We start from the raw sequence: 17,095 nt of genomic DNA on the forward strand, positions 1-17,095 counted from the left end.
CGCCGTAACGCCGCGCGCGACCGCGCCGGTCCAGCGCGCCGAAGCCCCCCGCACGCCGGAAAACCTGACCGCCGCGCTGAACGGCGGGACGGCGACAACCACGCGCCGCACGACCTCCGCCGCCACGCCTGCGCGCACGCCGACACGCGAAGTCGCCCGCCAGCCCGCCGGACGCTGGACGGTTCAGGTCGGCGCCTTCCGCGAGGAATCGGTCGCCCGCGACTGGCTGAACGACGTCAGCCGCCGCTTCCGCACCCAGTTCACCGACGCTCAACGCGACGTTCAAAGCGCCGACGGCTGGTATCGCTCGCGCTTCACCGGCATGAGCCAGGCCGCCGCCGAGGCCGCCTGCGAAGCCCTGGGCGAGCGCCGCGTCACCTGCATGGTCATCCGCCCCAGCTAATCGCTTTACCGACCCTGACCGTTGAGCCAGCCGCCTTCGGCCAGGCGGGCGGCGTAATCGCGCACGTCCGCCGGCCAGTCCTGGATCGCCGCATCGAACGCGGTCCAGTCGCCGGCGAACAGCATTCGCGCCGCCTCCTCATAGCCCGGCTTGTCGCCCGCCACGGCGGTCATGAAGCGATAGGCGGCCTCGCGGCTGCGGCGCACCCTGTCCGGCCCTTCGGCCTCGCGCAGGGCGTTCTCGACCAGCTTCCTCAAGGCCACCGACGCCCCGCCCGGCTGGGCCGCCAGCCAGTCCCAGTGACGCGGCAGCAGCGTCACTTCGCGCGCCGTCACCCCCAGCTTGGGTCGCCCCGGCCCACGCCTCTCGACAGGCTCGGCGGGCAGACGCGCCAGCACAGCGTCCAGATCGCCGCGCAGGTCGAACTCCACAGGCCGCGCCTCGGCGTCGTCGAACACCAGAACCCCCTCCCCGGCGTCATGCGCGGCCTTCACGGCGGCCACGACCAGGGACGGCGCGCCCGAGGCGATCAGGCGATCCCCGGCGAAGGCGGTGCAGGTTGCAGCAGTCATCATCGTCTCCCTGAAAAGGTCGAGACGATTTACCCGGGCAAAATACGTTCGTCAATATTACCCGGATTTATTTATAGACCCGTTCGCGATCGCCGCTGCCGAACAGCGACCCTGCGACCCAGCTGACCAGGCCGGTGACGACGGCTTGAATGATGAAACGCAGCATGGAAGCTCCTGTCCGCTGAACCTTGACCATATAGTGCGTCAGATCGCGTTCCGCTCCGTGCGAAATCCGCCCTGCCCTGCTAGCCTCGCGCCGACACCTCTGACGGAGCCTCCCCATGAGCCTTCACGGCGCCTACGACCCCGACAACATCTTCGCCAGGATTCTGCGCGGCGAGATCCCCAGCGTGAAGGTGTGGGAAGACGACGAGGTCCTGGCCTTCATGGACGTCTTCCCCCAGTCCGAGGGTCATGTGCTGGTGGTGTCCAAGACCTCGCAGGCCCGCAACCTGCTGGAGGTCGAGCCCGCGACCCTGGCGATCCTGACCGCCGCCGTCCAACGCACCGCCCGCGCCGTCGAAAAGGCGCTGAAGCCGGAAGGCCTCAGCCTGATGCAGTTCAACGGCGAGGCCGGCGGCCAGACCGTCTTCCACCTGCACTTCCACATCGTCCCACGCTGGACCGACCGCGCCATGAAGGGCCATGGACACGCCCCCATGGCCGACGCCGACCATCTGAAGGCTCTGGCCGCCCGGATCGCCGCCGAACTGGACTGAAGCGGCTTTTCCCGACTTGCCTCCGTCGCGCCGGGCCAGCATAAGGCGCGCAACGCCGGTTTAGCTCAGTTGGTAGAGCGCCAGTTTTGTAAACTGGATGTCGCGGGTTCGATTCCTGCAACCGGCACCATCATCTTCGGCCGCCTCCCCCCCATGTCCGAGACGACCAACAAACTGGGCCACAAGATCGGGGCGCGCGGCGCGCGGACCCGCCGGGCCATTCTCGACGCCCTGCGCGGCCTGCTGAACCACAAGCATCTGGGCGAAATCCGCGCCGCCGACGTGGCTCTGACGGCGGGCGTCTCGGCGCCGACCTTCTACACCTACTTCAAGTCGGTCGAGGAAGGCCTGCTGATCCTGTGCGAAGAGGCCGGCGAGGATTTCCAGCGCCTGGCCAAACACATCCACGCCGACTGGACTGGCGACCGCGCCTTCGAGGCCGTCCGCGCCTATGTGCTGGAAGTGCTGGCCCTGTGGGGCGACCACGGGCCGGTGCTGCGGGTCGAACATATGTTGGCCGACAAGGGCGAGCCCGCCTTCGCCGAAAGCCGCATCAAACGCCTGCGCCGCCTGCACCTGGCGCTGGAGCGCCGCATCGCCCAGGCCAAGGCCAACGGCTATCACCCCGAGGGGCTGAACCCACGACTGACCTCCTATGAGACCGCCAATCTGGTGGAATCCGTCGCCGCCGGCTTCGCCCTGATGCGCCGCGCCGACACGGCCGAGGCCATCGTCGATACGACCGCGCATATCGTCGTGAAGCTGACGACGGGGCGCTGACGACTCGTCGTCAGCGCCCCTTCATTCTTGTGGGCCGCGGTCAGAAGGCTGCGCCTTCTCGACCCGACGCGGCCTGACGGCCTCAACTCAAGCAGCACGAAAGAGCGTTAGGCCGCCCTAGCCCCCGCCCAGCGCCACGGCGACGTGATAGACGATGAAGGCCGCCAGATAGGCCAGGCCGAACAGATAGCCGACCATGATCAGGGTCCACTTCAGCGACCCGGTCTCGCGCCGCACCACGCCGAGCGTCGGCAGGCACTGGGGCGCGAAGACGTACCAGGCCAGGAAGGCCAGGCCCGTGGCCAGGGACCAGTCGGCCGACAGGACCGAGGCCAGGGCCCCGACGTTCTCTTCCGCGCCGGCGACGGCGTAGACCGTGCCCAGGACCGCCACGGCGACTTCGCGCGCGGCCATGCCGGGCACCAGGGCCACCACCATCTGCCAGCTGAAGCCGATCGGAGCGAAGATCGGCTCCAGCGCCTTGCCGATCATGCCGGCGAAGGAATAGTCGATGGCGGGTCCCGTCGCGCCCTCCGGCGGATAGGGGAAGGTCGCCAGCGCCCAGACAATGATCATCAGCGGCAGGATGATCTTGCCCGCGCGGCGCATGAAGATCTTGGCGCGCAGCCACAGATTGAACAGCACGCTCTTGATGTCGGGGATCTTGTAGGCGGGCAGTTCCATCATGAAGGGCTCGACCGCCCCGCGCCAGAAGACCTTGCGAACGACCAGCGAGACCAGAAGCGCGCTGATGATCCCGGCGGCGTAGAGGCCGAACATCACCAGGCCTTGCAGGCTGACGAAGCCCCAGACCGTCTCGTTCGGGATGAAGGCGGCGATGATCAGGACATAGACCGGGATGCGCGCCGAGCAGGTCATCAGCGGCGCGATCAGGATGGTGGTCAGGCGGTCGCGCTTCGCCTCGATCACCCGCGTGGCCATGATGCCGGGAATGGCGCAGGCGAAGCTGGACAGCAGGGGAATGAAGGCGCGGCCGTGCAGCCCCGCCCCGCCCATGATCTTGTCCATCAAGAAGGCCGCACGGGCCATGTAGCCGAAGTCTTCCAGCACGATGATGAACAGGAAGATGATCAGGATCTGCGGCAGGAAGACCAGGACGCTGCCGACCCCGCCGATCAGGCCGTCGACGATCAGGCTTTGCAGCAGGCCGTCCGGCAGGACCGTCGCCACCCAGCCGCCGACCAGGGCGAAGAAGGCCTCGATGCCGTCCATCGCGGGCGTGGCCCAGGTGAAGACGGCCTGGAACATGACGAACAGGATGCCCAGCAGGATCGCCAGACCGGCGACGGGATGCAGCAGGACGCTGTCGATCTTGCCGGTCAGGGTGTCGGGCCGCTCGGGCGGGCGCACGCAGGCCTTCATGATGCGCTCGGCCTCGCGGTGGGCGGCGCGGATTTCGGCGGCCGAGGGGGCGTGCCATTCGCTGCGGGTCTCGCCGACGGCCCGATCCGCCTGTCCCTGAGCGGCGGCCACCAGTTCGGCGATGCCGCGCTTGCGCGTCGCCACGGTCGTGACCACGGGCGCGCCGATCTCGGCCGACAGCTTCTCGAGATCGATACGCAGGCCCTGACGCTGGGCGATGTCGAACATGTTGAGGGCCAGCACCATCGGCCGCCCGACCTGTTTCAGCTCCAGCGCCAGACGCAGCACCAGACGCAGGTTGGTGGCGTCGGCGACGCAGACCACCACGTCCGGCGGCGTCTCGCCCGGCAGGGCGCCCAGGACGGCGTCGCGCGTGACTTCCTCGTCCAGGCTGCGTGCCCGCAGGGAATAGGTGCCCGGCAGGTCCAGCACCGACAGGGTGCGGCCGTCGGCGGCGTGGATGCGCCCCTCCTTCCGCTCGACGGTGACGCCGGCGTAGTTGGCGACCTTCTGATGGGCGCCGGTCAGGGCGTTGAACAGGGCGGTCTTGCCGCTGTTGGGGTTGCCGACCAGGGCGATACGGGCGGTGCGAACAGCCATGTCCATCAGGCGTCTCCCCCATCCAGACGAACCGTCAGGCTGGCGGCCTCATGCCGGCGCAGGGCCACGCGCATGTCGTCCACCTTCAAGGCGATGGGGTCGCGGCCGAACAGGCCTTCGTGCAGCAGCTCGACGTGGGCGCCCTCGACAAAGCCCAGCTCCAGCAGGCGTCGCTCCAGTTCGCCCTCATGCTCCTGATGGTGGCAGTGGGCGCCGACCTGAACGATGACGCCGCGATCGCCGCGGCGGGCCTGGCTGAGTTTGATGGTGTCGGTCATGGCGCTCATTACGACGGCGCCCGGCGCCGCTCACTTATGTTGACAGTGATTATCAGCTGCGAACGGTTCGCGTCCAGTAAGGATGACAGTCGCCATTGCGACCAAACGCCCATCGGCTATCACGGCGGATAGGTCTATGGAGTTCGCCATGCACACCGCCCTGATCCCGTCCCCCGCCTTGGCCGCCGTTCTGACCGCCTCGCTGGGGCTGGCCGCCTGCGGCGACAACGCCGCGCCCGCCGCCGCCAGGACCCCAGCGCCGCCCGCGCCGACCGAGGCGGAGAAGGCGGCGCTGCTGGCCTCCCTGCCCGCCCCCTACAACGCCGGTGATCTGGAGAACGGCCGTCGCGCCTTCGCCCGCTGCCGCTCGTGCCACACGATCACGCCCGGCGGCCCGAACATGACCGGCCCGAACCTCTACGGCGTCTTCGGCCGTCAGGTCGGGACACATGAGAAATACAGCTACTCGACGCCGGTGAAACAGGCCGGCTTCACCTGGGACGCCGACCGGCTGGACCACTGGCTGCAGAACCCGCGCACCTTCCTGCCCGGCAACAAGATGAGCTTCCCGGGCCTGCCCGACGCCGAGGACCGCCGCGACGTCATCGCCTTCCTCAAGGTGGAGACGGGCTACAAGCCGGAAACGACGAAGGCCGCCGCACCCGCGACGGCCCCCGCTTCCTGACGATTAAGCCCGGAGCGCCCTAGCCGGGGGTCATGTCGGGCGTCTTGCCGTCGGCGATCTCCTGGGCTTCCCATTCCTCGATCTTACGGGCCGTGTACTCCGGCGACTTGGTGAAGCGCGCCAGCACGCCGTAGATCACCGGCACCACGAACAGGGTCAGGACGGTGGCGAAGATCGCCCCCGTGAAGATGACCACGCCGATGGTCTGACGGCTGCCGGCCCCCGCGCCTTGCCACAGCACCAGCGGCAGGGCGCCGAAGGCCGTGGCGATCGAGGTCATGATGATCGGGCGCAGACGCAAGCTGGACGACTCGATGATCGCCTCGCGGATTGAACGCCCCTGATCGCGCAGCTGGTTGGCGAACTCGACGATCAAGATGCCGTTCTTGGCCGCCACCCCGATCAGGATGATCAGGCCGATCTGGCTGTAGATGTTCAGGCTGGAGCCCGCCATCAGCAGGCCGAACAGCCCGCCGGCCGCCGCCAAAGGCACGGTCAGCATGATGACCGCGGGGGTGATCCAGCTTTCGAACTGGGCCGCCAGCACCAGGAAGACCAGCAGCAGGGCCAGGGCGAAGGCCCAGCCCACGGCGCTGCCCGCCTCCTGCTGATCGCGCGCCGCCCCGCCCCAGCGGATGGTGGCCAGGCCCTGCGGCTGCTTGGCGACCTCGGCGTTCAGGAAGGCCACCGCGTCGTCGATGGTCGTGCCGGGGTTCAGGTCGGCTTGGAGCGAGATGGCCCGCTGGCGGTCCAGACGGCGACGGTCGGGCGTGTCGCCAGACGTCTGAGTCGTGACCACCGCCGACAGCGGTACCAGCTGGCCCGCGCCGGTCGAGACATAGAGGGCCTCGAGGTCCGCGACCTCGCGGCGGTTGTCGCGCTCGGTCTGCAGGATGACGTCGTACTCCTGGCCGCCCTTGATGTAGGTCGTGGCGCGGCGGGAACCGAACATGGTCTCCAGGGTGCGGCCGATCTGCTGCGACGACACGCCCAGGGCCGCCGCCTTCTGCGGATCGACGTCGACCAGCAGGCGCGGCGCGTTCGGCTCATAGTTCAGGCGCGGACGCGACAAGCCCGGGTTCTCCTGCGCCGCCGCCAGGATGGGCTGCAGCCAGTCGTAGATCGGGCCGTATTCGGCGCCGGTGACGATCATCTCGACCGAGTTGGAGTTGCCGCCGCCGCGCTGGAAGGCGCCGGGGGTCGAGGCGTTGACCTGGGCGTCGGTCTGGCCGCGCAGCTTGCCGTTCAGCTCCTGCGCGATCTCGTCGGCCGACCGTTTGCGTTCGGACCAGTCCTTCAGAGTCAGGCTGGCGTTGCCGGTGTTGTAGCTGCCGCCGCCGAAGCCGGGCGCCGAGACCAGATAGGATTCGACCTCGCCGTTGGCCTTGTATTCCGCCAGGATCGGCTCCAGCCCCAGCATGATCTTGCGGGTGTAGTCATAGCCCGCGCCTTCCGGCCCCTGAACGCGCACGCCGACACGGCCCCGGTCCTCGGACGGCACCAGCTCGTTGGGCAGGGTCAGGAAGATGCCCCCGGCTCCGGCCGCGACCAGAACGATCAGGCCGACCACCCCGCCGACAGCCGCGCGGCGGCCCAGCAGGGCGTTCAGCGAGTTGGCGTAGGAGTTCTTCAGCGCGTCCATGGCCCGGTCGACGCGGCGCGCCAACCATCCGCCGGTCTGGGCCGGCTTCAGGATCTTGGACGCCAGCATGGGCGACAGGCTCAGCGCCAGGAAGGCCGAGAAGGCCACGGCCGCGGCGATGGCCGCCGCCAGCTCGACGAACAGACGACCGACGTAGCCCGGCAGGAACAGCAGCGGCGCGAACACCGACAAAAGGACGACGGTCGTGGCGACAACAGCGAAGAAGACCTGACGCGCGCCGCGCTCGGCGGCGACCAGCGGCGGCTCGCCGTGATCCAGACGACGCTGGATGTTCTCGACCACGACGATGGCGTCGTCGACGACCAGGCCGATGGCCAGAACCAGCGCCAGCAGGGTCAACAGGTTCAGCGAGAAGCCCAGCGGCGCCAGAACGATAAAGGTCGCCAGCAGGCAGATGGGCGCCACCACCGAGGGGATGATCGCCGCCCGCAAACTGCCCAGGAAGATGAAGTTGACCAGGGCCACCAGCGCCATCGAGATGCCGATGGTGATCCAGACCTCGTCGATGGCGTGGGAGGTGAAGACCGAGTTGTCCGAGCCGACTTCCAGCGTCGTGCCGGGCGGCAAGGTCGGCCGCACCTGTTCCATCAGAGCGCGCGCGCCCTCGGAAATGGCCAGGTCGTTGGACTGGGCCTGACGGGTGACGGCCAGGCCGATCTGATCAATGCCGTTGCCGCGGAACAGGCGGCGCGCCTCGGCGGGGGCCTCCTCGATCCGGGCGATGTCGCCTAGGCGGGTGACATAGGCGGCGTTGCCCAAAAGGGCGCCGGTCACGCCATTGGTCATGGCGGTCGTGGCGGCGGCCAGCGTGCCCGAGCTTTGCGCGCCCGTCGCCGTCGAGGCCGAGCCGCGCGTGCCGATCGGCAGCTGGGCGAAGTCGGCGGGCCGCGCATAGGTGCGGGCCACGCGGACCGTATAGTCCTTCTGCGCCGACTCCAGCGAACCGGCGGGCAGTTCGACGTTCTGGTTCGTCAGCGCCGTCTCGACGTCATTCACCGTCAGGCCGCGCGCGGCCATGGCGGCGGCGTCCAGCCATATCCGCATGGCGTAGCGCTGCTCGCCGAAGATCTGCACCTGGGCCACGCCCGGCACGGTGGCGAAGCGGTCGACCAGATAGCGGTCGGCGTAGTCCGTCAGCTCCAGCCGGTTCATCGTCGTGGACCGCAGGAACAGGATCATGATCGGCTGGCTGTCGGAATCGGCCTTGGCCACCTCTGGCGGATCGGCCTGATCCGGCAGGCGGCCCTGGACGCGCGACACGCGGTCGCGCACGTCGTTGGCGGCGTCGTCGATATTGCGGTCCAGCGAGAATTCGATGTTCACGTTCGACCGGCCGTCGCGGCTGGACGAGTTGATGCGCTCGACGCCCTGGATGCCGGCGATCTGCTGCTCGATCGGCTCGGTGATCCGGCTCTCGATCACCTCGGCCGAGGCACCGGCGTAGGAGGTGCTGACCGAGACGACCGGCGGATCGACGTCCGGCAGTTCGCGCACCGGCAAGAAGAAGAAGGCCGCCAGACCGATCACGCACAGGACGATGGCCGCCACCGCCGCAAAGACGGGGCGCCGGACCGAGAGATCAGACAGCATCATTTGCGGGCCGCCTCAGCAGCTTTCTCGCCGCCCTTCTCATCAGCCCCGCCGACGCGAACGGGCGCGCCCGGCTGGATGCGGTTCAGGCCCGAGGCGACGACGCGGTCGTTGTTGGACAGGCCTGACAGGATCTCGACATAGCCGCCCTCGACGGCGCCGGTCTGGACCTCGACACGCTGGGCGGTCGCGCCGTTCTCGCCGGGCGCGATGCGATAGACGAAGGCGCCCTGCCCCTCATACTGGACGGCGGCTTCGGGCACCGACAGGCTCTGGCGGCGGCCCTGATGCACGGCGACCCGCATCATCATGCCGGGACGGATGCGCCCGCCCGGATTGGGGAATTCGGCGCGGGCGATGACCGCGCGCGTCTGTTCATTGACCCGCGTGTCCAGCAGGGCGATCCGGCCCGAGAAGGTCTCGCCGGCGTAGGCGTCGGCGGTGGCGCTCAGCGGCGTGCCCACTTGCAGCACGCCCAGATAGCGTTCCGGCATCGGGAAATCGACGCGGACGGCGCTGGTGTCGTCCAGGGTGGTGATGACCGATCCAGGCGTGATCAGCGTACCCGGCGTCACCGTCGTCAGGCCCAGAACCCCGGCGAAGGGGGCCCGCAGCACGCGGTCGCCGCGACGGGCTTCCGACGCCGCCACAGCCGCACGGGCGGTCTGCAGAGCGGTTTCGGCCTGCTCGGCGGTGACGCGCGGAGCCACGCCGCGTTCAGCCAGAATCTTGAAGCGATCATATTCGCGCTGGGCCTGGGCCAGCTGGGCGCGGGCCTGGATCAGGTCGGCGTCTTCCTCGCGCGCCTGAAGCTCGACCAGGGGCGCGCCCGCCGCGACGCGCTGGCCGTCCGTGAACATGACGCGGGTGATCAGTTCACTGGTGTTGGAAGTGATGTTGACCGAGCGCTTGCTGCGCGCCACGCCCAGAACCCGGATCTGATCGGCGAACTCGCGCGAGGTCGCAACCGCCTCGGCCACGACCTGACCGCGCCCGCCGCCGGGACCGCCCCGGCCGCCCGGACCGCCGGCGCCGCCCTTGCTGTCGTCAGCGAAGGCGATTTTCAGAACCGCCGCCAGGACCATGAGTCCCACGAGACAGGCTGCGGCGATGATGAAGAAATGCCGTTTGATCACGCGATGCAGCCTCCCACAGACAAGAGGCCCCGCTTAAAGGGTCGCGCCTGTTACGCAAAGTCAAAGTAGCTGTAACGGCGGCGAGGCTCGGTTCCGTCGCGGCTTGACGGTCAGAATCGTCGCCACAGGCCGATGACCGGCCCATGCGCCGCGGGCGTATCCCGACCCGCTACCGTCTGACGCCATCCCGCCTGCACGCTCCAGTCGCCGAATTCGCGAACGACCGACGCTTCGACCGACAGCCAGCGCGCGCCGGTCGCGTCCGTCGACCCGTCGGCCGCACCGCCGAAGGCCTGGCCCAGCAGCATCCAGTTTTCGCCCAGGTGCGCGCCCGCCGTCAGGTCGATCCGCACCTCGTCCGACAGGTCCTGGCGCCAGCGACGCGCCACCTGTCCCTCGACGAAGACACGCGGTTGCGTCCAGCCGCGACCGGCCATCAGCCGCAACTCCCAATCGCTGTCGCCCGCGCCCGGCGGCGCATAGCCGGCGTTGCGTCCCTCCCCGCCCTGGGCGTAGCCCGCATAGACGGCCACGACATTGTCGTCGTCGCGATAGGCCTGCCAGCGCGCGCCGATCTCGACCGGACCGCGCCCTTCATAGTCGACGAAGTCGTCGCGACCCGACTGCCATTCGCCCTTGAACTGCAAGGTCAGTCGGTGAGTCAGGCCATACTCGACCAGCAGCGACGCCGCGCGATCCACCCGCTCGGCGGGCAGATCGACCCGGCCGCCCGGCGCAAAACGCTCGTCGGCGCGCATATCCTCGTATTTCACGATCGCCTGCCCCTGGCCCCTGGGCAGATTCCAGGCGCCGGCGACGGCGGACGAGGCCGTCCCCGCCAGCCCCAGTCCGATCAGCAGCCCCCCGACCGCCTTCACTCGTCGTAGCCAGGCGATTTTCGCGCCAGCTGGCGCAGGGCTCCGGGCCAGGCGAGCGACGAGATGAAGCCGATGCCCCGCCCCTGATCCCTGGTCTCGGCCTGGGCCTCGTCCGGGGCGATCAGGACGTGCTCGCGGCCGCCCGACAGGGCGGCCACCTGCTGGGCGCAGGCCCGTTCCAGGAAGAAGATCCCGACCCAGGCCTGGGCCGCCGTCTGCCCCACCGCCAGCGTCCCGTGGTTGCGCAACAGCATCAGCGGCTTGTCGCCGAGGTCGGCCACCAGCCGCTCGCGCTCGTCGTGGTTCAGCGCCAGGCCTTCATAGCCGTGATAGGCTACCTGATGCTGCAGCAGACAGGCGTTCTGGCTGATCGGCAGCAGGCCGTCCCGCTGCGCCGCCACGCCGACGCCCGCTACCGTGTGCAGGTGGATGACGAAATGGGCGTCTTCGCGCGCCGCGTGAACCGCCGAATGGATGGTGAAGCCGGCGGGATTGATGAAGCTGGTCGTGTCCTGGACGATGTTGCCGTCCAGATCGACCTTCACCAGAGAAGAGGCTGTGATCTCGTCGAAATACCAGCCGTAGGGATTGATCAGGAAATGATGCTCCGGCCCCGGCACGCGGGCCGAGATATGGGTGAAGATCATGTCGTCCCACCCGTGCAACGCCACCAGCCGGTAGAGCGCGGCCAGTTCAACGCGCGCCTGCCATTCGGCCTCGGACACGTGGGACTTCAGCGACAATGCCGATCCATCCGCCATGACGACCTCCCTTATCATTGTTCTGTTGAACCTCGCCCCGCTCCGGCGCCGCGTCAAGCGACCCGCGTTGGGCGCGGAAGGTTTTCGTTAACCCTGTTTTCACGCCATCGGACCCAGGATGCCGCGCGGTCCAGACGCCGTGTTTCGATGCGCGGAGCCGTCGGTGTCCACAATCGTCCCGCCAGAGCCGACGACAATCGCTCAGGCCGTGCCGCTGTCCGGGCTGAATCAGCTGTTGGACCTGACCCGCAATCGTTCGCCCGACGACCAGCGCCGGCTGCTGCTGGGCGTGGCGGGCCTCTATGAATCCGCTCGCGCACATGGCGGCGCTCCCGACGCCCTGGCCGACATCTTCATCGCCCTGACCCGTAGCGCCGAGCGCGAAATTCGTCAGGCCCTGGCCCAACGGCTGGCCAAGGTGGAGTGGGCCCCCGCCGCCCTGGTGCGGATGCTGGCCGCCGACGAGATCGAGATCGCCCGCCCGGTGATCGCGGCCAGCCCCCTGCTGCTGGACGACGACCTGCTGCAGGTTCTGGCTGACTGTTCGATCGAACATCAGATTCAGGTCGCCCTGCGCCCCAACATCGGCGCCGCCGTGGCCCGCTCGATCATCGCAGGAGCCGACCCGGCGGTGATGACCGCCCTGGCGACCAACCGCAGCGCCCATATGGATGCGGCGACCTTCTCCAGCCTGGTCGACCATTCGCGCCAGTTGGCCGCCCTGCGCGCGCCCCTGACCCGCCACCCGTCGCTGGACGAGGACCTGGCGTTGCGCCTGTATCAATGGGTCGGCGAAGCCCTTCGTCAGGCCATCAGCGACCGTTTCACCCTCGACCCCGCCCGACTCGCCGAGGCCGTCCAGACCGCCGCACAGGCCGGCGCAGGCCGGGCCGCCGCCGTCGAATGGGGAACCGCTTCCTCAGCGCCCCCCGCCGAGGACCACGACGCTCGCTTGGTGGCCAAGCTCCACGCGGCCGGCCAGTTGCGCCCCGCCTATCTGATCCGCGCTCTGCGCGAAGAAAAGCTGAGCGTCTTCGCTCACGGCCTGGCGACCCTGGGCCGGTTCGAGGTCGCCCAGGTTCACCGCGCGCTTGCGGGCGACACGGCCCGCCCCCTGTTCCTGGCCTGCACCGCCGTTGGGTTGGACCGCGCCGCCTTTCCCGCCATTTTGGCCGAAATTCGCAAGCTGAACAAAGGCTTCCCGCGCGATCCCGACGCCTCCGCCTGGCGTCTGGCCGAGCGTTCCGCCGATCAGGCCGCCTATGAATTCCGGTTGCTGATGGCCGACGCCGACGGCGCTTCCGTTTGACACGGGCCGCCCGCTCCGCTTGCGTAGAACCGTGACTACGCCCGCCGCCCCCCTCGCCCTGACCTTCGTCGCCAGCGACCGCCCCGAAGCCGAGGCCGCGCGCGCGCGTCTGACTGCGCGCTACGGTTCGGTTCCCGTGACCGAGGCCGACGTCATCGTCGCCCTGGGCGGCGACGGCTTCATGCTGGAGACCCTGCACAACAACCTGCAGCTCCGCACGCCCGTCTACGGCATGAACCGGGGCTCGGTCGGCTTCCTGATGAACGACTATGAGGAAGACGACCTGCTGGCCCGCCTGGCCGAGGCCGACCGCACCGTCATCCACCCCCTGCAGATGGACGCCTGGGTCGAGAGCGGCGAGGTCCACAGCGGCCTGGCGATCAACGAAGTCTCCCTTCTGCGTCAGACGCGCCAGACCGCCAAGCTGCGTGTCAGCATCAACGACAAGGTGCGGCTGGAGGAACTGAGCTGCGACGGCTGCATGGTCGCCACCCCGGCCGGTTCCACCGCCTACAACCTGTCGGCGCATGGCCCCATCATTCCGCTGGACGCGCCCAGCCTGGCCCTGACGCCGATCAGCGCCTTCCGTCCCCGACGCTGGCGCGGCGCCCTGCTGTCGCACACGGCGCGCGTCCGCTTCGAGGTGCTGGAGCCCGACAAACGCCCGGTCAGCGCCACCGCCGACAATTTCGAAGTCCGCCGCGTCACCCGGGTCGAGGTGCGCGAACGCCGCGATATCAGCCTGACCATGCTGTTCGACGCTGGGCGCTCGTTCGAGGAACGCGTCATGGCCGAACAGTTCGCCAGCTGAAACGTCACGGGTTTTTAAGGCTCCGTCGCCTAACCTCCTCGCTACGAGTTCAGGAGCCCGTCACGTGAGCAACCCTCCGCAAGTCATTCGTCCGCCCAACCCGCTGCGCGCCAAGGTCGGCGGCTTCGGCGGAATCGACGCCGACGCCATCGCCAAGGCCGAAGCCGCCCTCAAGGCCATGTCGGCCCAGTTCGGCCAATGGCTGCAAGACGAAATCGTCAAGCTGGATAAGGCCCAGGCCGACATCCGCGCCATGGGCTACACGCCCGAAACGGCCGAGGCGCTGTATTTCCGCGCCCACGACCTGAAGGGACTGGGCGCCACCTACCAGTATCCGCTGGTGACGCGAATCGCTGGTTCCCTGTGCCGGCTGATGGACGACGCCGACAAGCGGATGCAGGCGCCGGCCGCCATCCTGGACGCCCATATCGACGCCATCCGCGCCGTGGTCCGCGATGAAATCCAGACCGACGACCACCCGACCGGCCGCATCCTGGCCGAAACCCTGGAAGGCCGCGTCGCCGAACACCTGGGCTGACGCCAGACGACCGACAAAGGAAAAGGCGCCGCCGATGCCGGGGGCGCCTTTTTTGTAGGCAGAGACCTGGATCAGGCGGCGCTGACGGCCGCGTCCACGCCCTGAGCCATTGGGCGGTCCAGCCGCTCCATCAGATAGGCCAGATCGTCGCGCGACGTATTCGGCCGCTGGCTCAGAAACCGCTCCAGCATCCGCTGGCGGAAGACGTCGCTGGCGGTGTCGCCACCCTCGGCCTGCAACGCCCGCCAGGTGTCGACGCCCGCGCGGAAGGCCTGGAACAGGCGGGGCGGCAGGCCCGCCCGGTCATAGATGGCTTTCAGCCCCAACGGCCCAGCGTCATGCACCATCAGCCAGGCGCGGTGATGCGGCGTCCCGGTCAACTCGGCCAGGGCGTGTTCGAACAGGGCCATCTGCCCCCGCGCCAGCGCCCGCAGCAGCAGGGACGCGTTCAGCGCCTTGCGCGCGTTCAACCCGGCGACAAAGGCCGGCAGATCGTTGCTGACCCGCGCCTGATCGACCAGATCGACCGTCACCCGCTCGCGCGCGAACTGGGAGAACTGGATGGCGGTCTCGGGCGCCACAGCGTGGCGCGTGACCAGATGTTCGCGGACGGCGTCACTGGCCAGGGCCACCAGCCGCTCGGTGACGGACAGAGGCAGGACCTGACGATAGGCGACGGCCGAGACGATCTCGGACGCCTGGCCGAAGCGGTCGATGACGACGCCCAGGGCGGCTTCGGAAATGTCGGCGTTGTCGTTGGCCGCCAGGGTGCGAACCGCCGACTGGCAACCCTCCGCAGCCAGAACCGTGGCGACGTCGCGCGGCACGCGGCCACGCCCCGCCACGGCGTTCTGACGCACCACCGAGCCGGCGCGGATAATCTCGATCAGATCGTCGTCGGTGAAGGCGGGCGAACTGCTGATGATCGGCAGGGCAACGCTGTCCACATCGGCGACCAGGCGGCGCGCCACCTCGCGCGGCATCAGGTCGGACGATTTCAACGTCACGGCCAGGGCCCGGCGCACCAGTTCGGCGGCGTCGTTGGCGAGGACGTTCAGGATCTTCTGCGCAGCAGCCCGTTCCGTCTCGTCCAGCGGCATACGGTCGATGCTGCGGCACAGCTTATGCGCCGCCGCCGCGCGGTCGTCTTCCGCATCGGACTTGATCAGACGCCTGATATCGCTTTCCGTCAGTCGGGCGCGGTAGGCGGTCATTCGGAGTGCTCATGAGCAAGGCGGCGAAGAATCAACTGTCACGCCTAGCGTTACATAGTTAACGCCTCGTTAGGAACGCCGATAAACCGCGTTCCTTCAGCCCACGCTCTCGGACGGCGGCGCGAAGGCCCCGCCGAAGCCGCCGCCCTGGCCGCCCAGGCCGTCCTGGCCCAACAACAGGGCCAGAAGGCTCTGATCCTGCTTCAGCCGATCTAGGCGCGCAGCCAGCATCCGGTCCTTGTCGCTCAGGTCCGGGGTCGCATTCAGGGTCGAGCCCGCACCAGCCGCCGGGGCGCCCTCGCCTGCCGTGCGCTGCAGGTTGGCGTGCACCTCGGCCACCGTGGCGTGACGGCCGTTGCGGTAGAAGATCGAGCGATTGGCCGAGGCCGCGTCGGGGAACAAGGAGGCCGCGCTGGCGCCCGGCCGCGACTGCATCGCCTCCATCAGCTTGGCGGCGCCCGCCGGGCCGAGGAAGTGGGCGGCGTAGAGGTCGCCCGCGCCCGGCTCCTGCCCCGTGCGGCCGCGCAGATAGGCGGCGTTGGAGGCGGTCAGTTCGGCCGCCATGGTCGAGGCGGCCTGAGGATCGAAACGCAGGTCCAGCACCACGTTGCGGGCCGAGCCCTGCACCCGCCAGCGGCCGTCGTCGCCGCGATGGATCAGGTCGGCGTACTGGCCATAGCCGTGCTTGGCGCCGTGCTGCTTCACCGTGGCCAGCCAGGTCTGCTCGATGAACTGGAACAGGCCCGAGGCGGACGAGGTGCCGGCCCGCGCAGACGGGTTCATCGCGCTCTCGCGGCGGGCCGTCTTCATCAGGAAATCGAAGTCCACGCCGGTCGTGCTGGACGCACGCCGGATGGCCGCCTCAACCCCGCCGGATGATGGAATCGCTCCTACGCTCATAGGGTGAACGGTCGCTAACCAAGGTTAACGAAAGCCTAACCGGCAAGCGCCGCAATATCGCCGCAACCTGAGCGCGACATCTTGACCGTGGGCGCTGGGGAGGGCCTGCGACAGGAGGCGTTGAAGGCCATGATGATCAGAACCGCGGGCGGCCCCGGACTGGTGAGCCCGATAGACTTTTCGGAACGCAAGAAACCGATTCCGCGCTGGATGTGGGCGGCGATCGGGGTGTCGGCCCTGGTCCACGTCGGAGCCGGGGTGTGGCTCTATAATCAGCGGTTCCAGTTGGCGGAGATTCCGGCCGTCAAGGACACGCCGACCACGGTCGTCGAACTGTTCCCGTCGCCCAAGCCGCCGGAGCCGACCGTCGCGCCCAAGACCCCGCCCGCGCCGACGCCGCCGCTGCATCGCCCGGAAACGGTCATCGCTTCGCCCGTGGCGCCGCTGGAGGTCCCGGTCGCGCCCGTCACCACGACGGACCCCGGCACGGTGATCAACCTGACCGCCCCGGCCAGCGAGCCCTCGACCGGCACGACCGTCTCGGCCGAGCCAATGCGCACGCCGCCGGTCATCACCAACCCTGACTGGGTGAGGCGCCCGACGGCAGACCAAATGATGCGGGCCTATCCGTCGGCGGCCGAGACGCGCGGCGTCAGCGGCGTCGCCAACCTGTCCTGCCTGGTCAAGATCGACGGGACCCTGACCGGGTGCTCGGTGTCGTCCGAGACGCCGGGCAACCAGGGCTTCGGGCGGGCGGCGCTGGGCCTGACGCGCTACTTCCGCCTGAGCCCGCGCACCGTGGACGGTCAGGCCGTCGACGGCGCCCGCGTCAGCATGGCCATTCGCTTCACCCTGCCCGAGTAGGACTGCCCTCG

The 17,095-nt window shown here is 68.9% G+C and carries 17 protein-coding genes and 1 tRNA gene; 9 read left to right on the top strand and 9 right to left on the bottom strand.

What is annotated here, in order from left to right; all coding sequences use genetic code 11:
* A partial coding sequence (locus tag ACREEF_RS05285; protein ID WP_431564564.1) for an SPOR domain-containing protein occupies positions 1-403 on the top strand: 403 nt, incomplete at its 5' end.
* A gap of 5 nt (positions 404-408) precedes the next feature.
* On the opposite strand, the gene ACREEF_RS05290 is transcribed toward ACREEF_RS05285, so the two are convergent.
* The gene (locus ACREEF_RS05290; protein WP_431564565.1) at positions 409-978 is read right to left on the bottom strand and encodes a DUF2239 family protein; all 570 of its coding nucleotides are present in this window, start codon (positions 976-978) and stop codon (positions 409-411) included.
* 278 nt (positions 979-1,256) lie between these two features.
* Between ACREEF_RS05290 and ACREEF_RS05295 the strand changes: the two genes are divergently transcribed.
* The 3 genes from ACREEF_RS05295 (at position 1,257) to ACREEF_RS05305 (ending at position 2,474) form a co-directional block, all read left to right on the top strand.
* A complete protein-coding gene (locus ACREEF_RS05295; protein ID WP_431564566.1) occupies positions 1,257-1,694 on the top strand; it encodes an HIT family protein in 438 nt (145 codons plus the stop codon).
* 54 nt (positions 1,695-1,748) lie between these two features.
* Positions 1,749-1,824, top strand: a tRNA-Thr gene (locus ACREEF_RS05300).
* 23 nt (positions 1,825-1,847) lie between these two features.
* Positions 1,848-2,474, top strand: a complete 627-nt coding sequence (locus ACREEF_RS05305; protein ID WP_431564567.1) for a TetR/AcrR family transcriptional regulator — start codon at positions 1,848-1,850, stop codon at positions 2,472-2,474.
* Between the two features lie 117 nt (positions 2,475-2,591).
* Here the strand turns inward: ACREEF_RS05305 and feoB are convergent, their stop codons facing one another.
* Both feoB and ACREEF_RS05315 read right to left on the bottom strand, forming a co-directional pair.
* Entirely contained in the window at positions 2,592-4,463 is a 1,872-nt protein-coding gene (feoB, locus tag ACREEF_RS05310) for a ferrous iron transporter B (RefSeq protein WP_431564568.1), read from the bottom strand.
* Positions 4,463-4,735: a FeoA family protein gene (locus ACREEF_RS05315; RefSeq protein ID WP_431564569.1), complete on the bottom strand. Its 273-nt coding sequence runs from the start codon at positions 4,733-4,735 to the stop codon at positions 4,463-4,465. The genes feoB and ACREEF_RS05315 overlap by 1 nt, the downstream gene beginning before the upstream one ends.
* Before the next feature lie 148 nt (positions 4,736-4,883).
* Here ACREEF_RS05315 and ACREEF_RS05320 point away from each other — a divergent pair, with 148 nt between their 5' ends.
* Positions 4,884-5,420 (top strand): c-type cytochrome, encoded by a 537-nt coding sequence (locus tag ACREEF_RS05320; RefSeq protein ID WP_431564570.1) that lies wholly within the window; start codon positions 4,884-4,886, stop codon positions 5,418-5,420.
* A gap of 19 nt (positions 5,421-5,439) precedes the next feature.
* On the opposite strand, the gene ACREEF_RS05325 is transcribed toward ACREEF_RS05320, so the two are convergent.
* The 4 genes from ACREEF_RS05325 to ACREEF_RS05340 all read right to left on the bottom strand — a co-directional run bounded on the left by ACREEF_RS05325 (position 5,440) and on the right by ACREEF_RS05340 (position 11,448).
* Positions 5,440-8,673 carry an efflux RND transporter permease subunit gene (locus ACREEF_RS05325; RefSeq protein WP_431564620.1) on the bottom strand — a complete coding sequence of 1,078 codons (3,234 nt, stop codon included), beginning with the start codon at positions 8,671-8,673 and terminating at the stop codon, positions 5,440-5,442.
* On the bottom strand, positions 8,673-9,809 hold the full coding sequence (locus ACREEF_RS05330; protein WP_431564571.1) for an efflux RND transporter periplasmic adaptor subunit: 1,137 nt from the start codon (positions 9,807-9,809) through the stop codon (positions 8,673-8,675). Before ACREEF_RS05330 ends, ACREEF_RS05325 begins: the two co-directional genes overlap by 1 nt.
* 110 nt (positions 9,810-9,919) lie before the next feature.
* Positions 9,920-10,687, bottom strand: a complete 768-nt coding sequence (locus ACREEF_RS05335; protein WP_431564572.1) for a hypothetical protein — start codon at positions 10,685-10,687, stop codon at positions 9,920-9,922.
* Complete coding sequence (locus ACREEF_RS05340; protein WP_431564573.1) at positions 10,684-11,448, bottom strand: class II aldolase/adducin family protein; 765 nt, start codon at positions 11,446-11,448, stop codon at positions 10,684-10,686. Before ACREEF_RS05340 ends, ACREEF_RS05335 begins: the two co-directional genes overlap by 4 nt.
* A 163-nt stretch (positions 11,449-11,611) precedes the next feature.
* Between ACREEF_RS05340 and ACREEF_RS05345 the strand changes: the two genes are divergently transcribed.
* The 3 genes from ACREEF_RS05345 (at position 11,612) to ACREEF_RS05355 (ending at position 14,106) form a co-directional block, all read left to right on the top strand.
* Positions 11,612-12,757: a DUF2336 domain-containing protein gene (locus tag ACREEF_RS05345; RefSeq protein ID WP_431564574.1), complete on the top strand. Its 1,146-nt coding sequence runs from the start codon at positions 11,612-11,614 to the stop codon at positions 12,755-12,757.
* Positions 12,758-12,788: 31 nt separating this feature from the next.
* A complete protein-coding gene (locus tag ACREEF_RS05350) occupies positions 12,789-13,568 on the top strand; it encodes an NAD kinase (protein WP_431564575.1) in 780 nt (259 codons plus the stop codon).
* 64 nt (positions 13,569-13,632) lie between these two features.
* Positions 13,633-14,106 (top strand): Hpt domain-containing protein, encoded by a 474-nt coding sequence (locus tag ACREEF_RS05355; RefSeq protein WP_431564576.1) that lies wholly within the window; start codon positions 13,633-13,635, stop codon positions 14,104-14,106.
* Between the two features lie 71 nt (positions 14,107-14,177).
* Here ACREEF_RS05355 and ACREEF_RS05360 read toward each other — a convergent pair whose 3' ends face one another.
* Together ACREEF_RS05360 and ACREEF_RS05365 are read right to left on the bottom strand one after the other, a co-directional pair.
* Positions 14,178-15,320: a DUF2336 domain-containing protein gene (locus tag ACREEF_RS05360; RefSeq protein WP_431564577.1), complete on the bottom strand. Its 1,143-nt coding sequence runs from the start codon at positions 15,318-15,320 to the stop codon at positions 14,178-14,180.
* Positions 15,321-15,416: 96 nt separating this feature from the next.
* The gene (locus ACREEF_RS05365; RefSeq protein WP_431564578.1) at positions 15,417-16,220 is read right to left on the bottom strand and encodes a transglycosylase SLT domain-containing protein; all 804 of its coding nucleotides are present in this window, start codon (positions 16,218-16,220) and stop codon (positions 15,417-15,419) included.
* Positions 16,221-16,349: 129 nt separating this feature from the next.
* Here ACREEF_RS05365 and ACREEF_RS05370 point away from each other — a divergent pair, with 129 nt between their 5' ends.
* The gene (locus ACREEF_RS05370; protein ID WP_431564579.1) at positions 16,350-17,084 is read left to right on the top strand and encodes a TonB family protein; all 735 of its coding nucleotides are present in this window, start codon (positions 16,350-16,352) and stop codon (positions 17,082-17,084) included.
* Positions 17,085-17,095 lie beyond the last annotated feature (11 nt).

The organism is Brevundimonas sp. (assembly GCF_050729455.1).
GTDB lineage: Bacteria > Pseudomonadota > Alphaproteobacteria > Caulobacterales > Caulobacteraceae > Brevundimonas.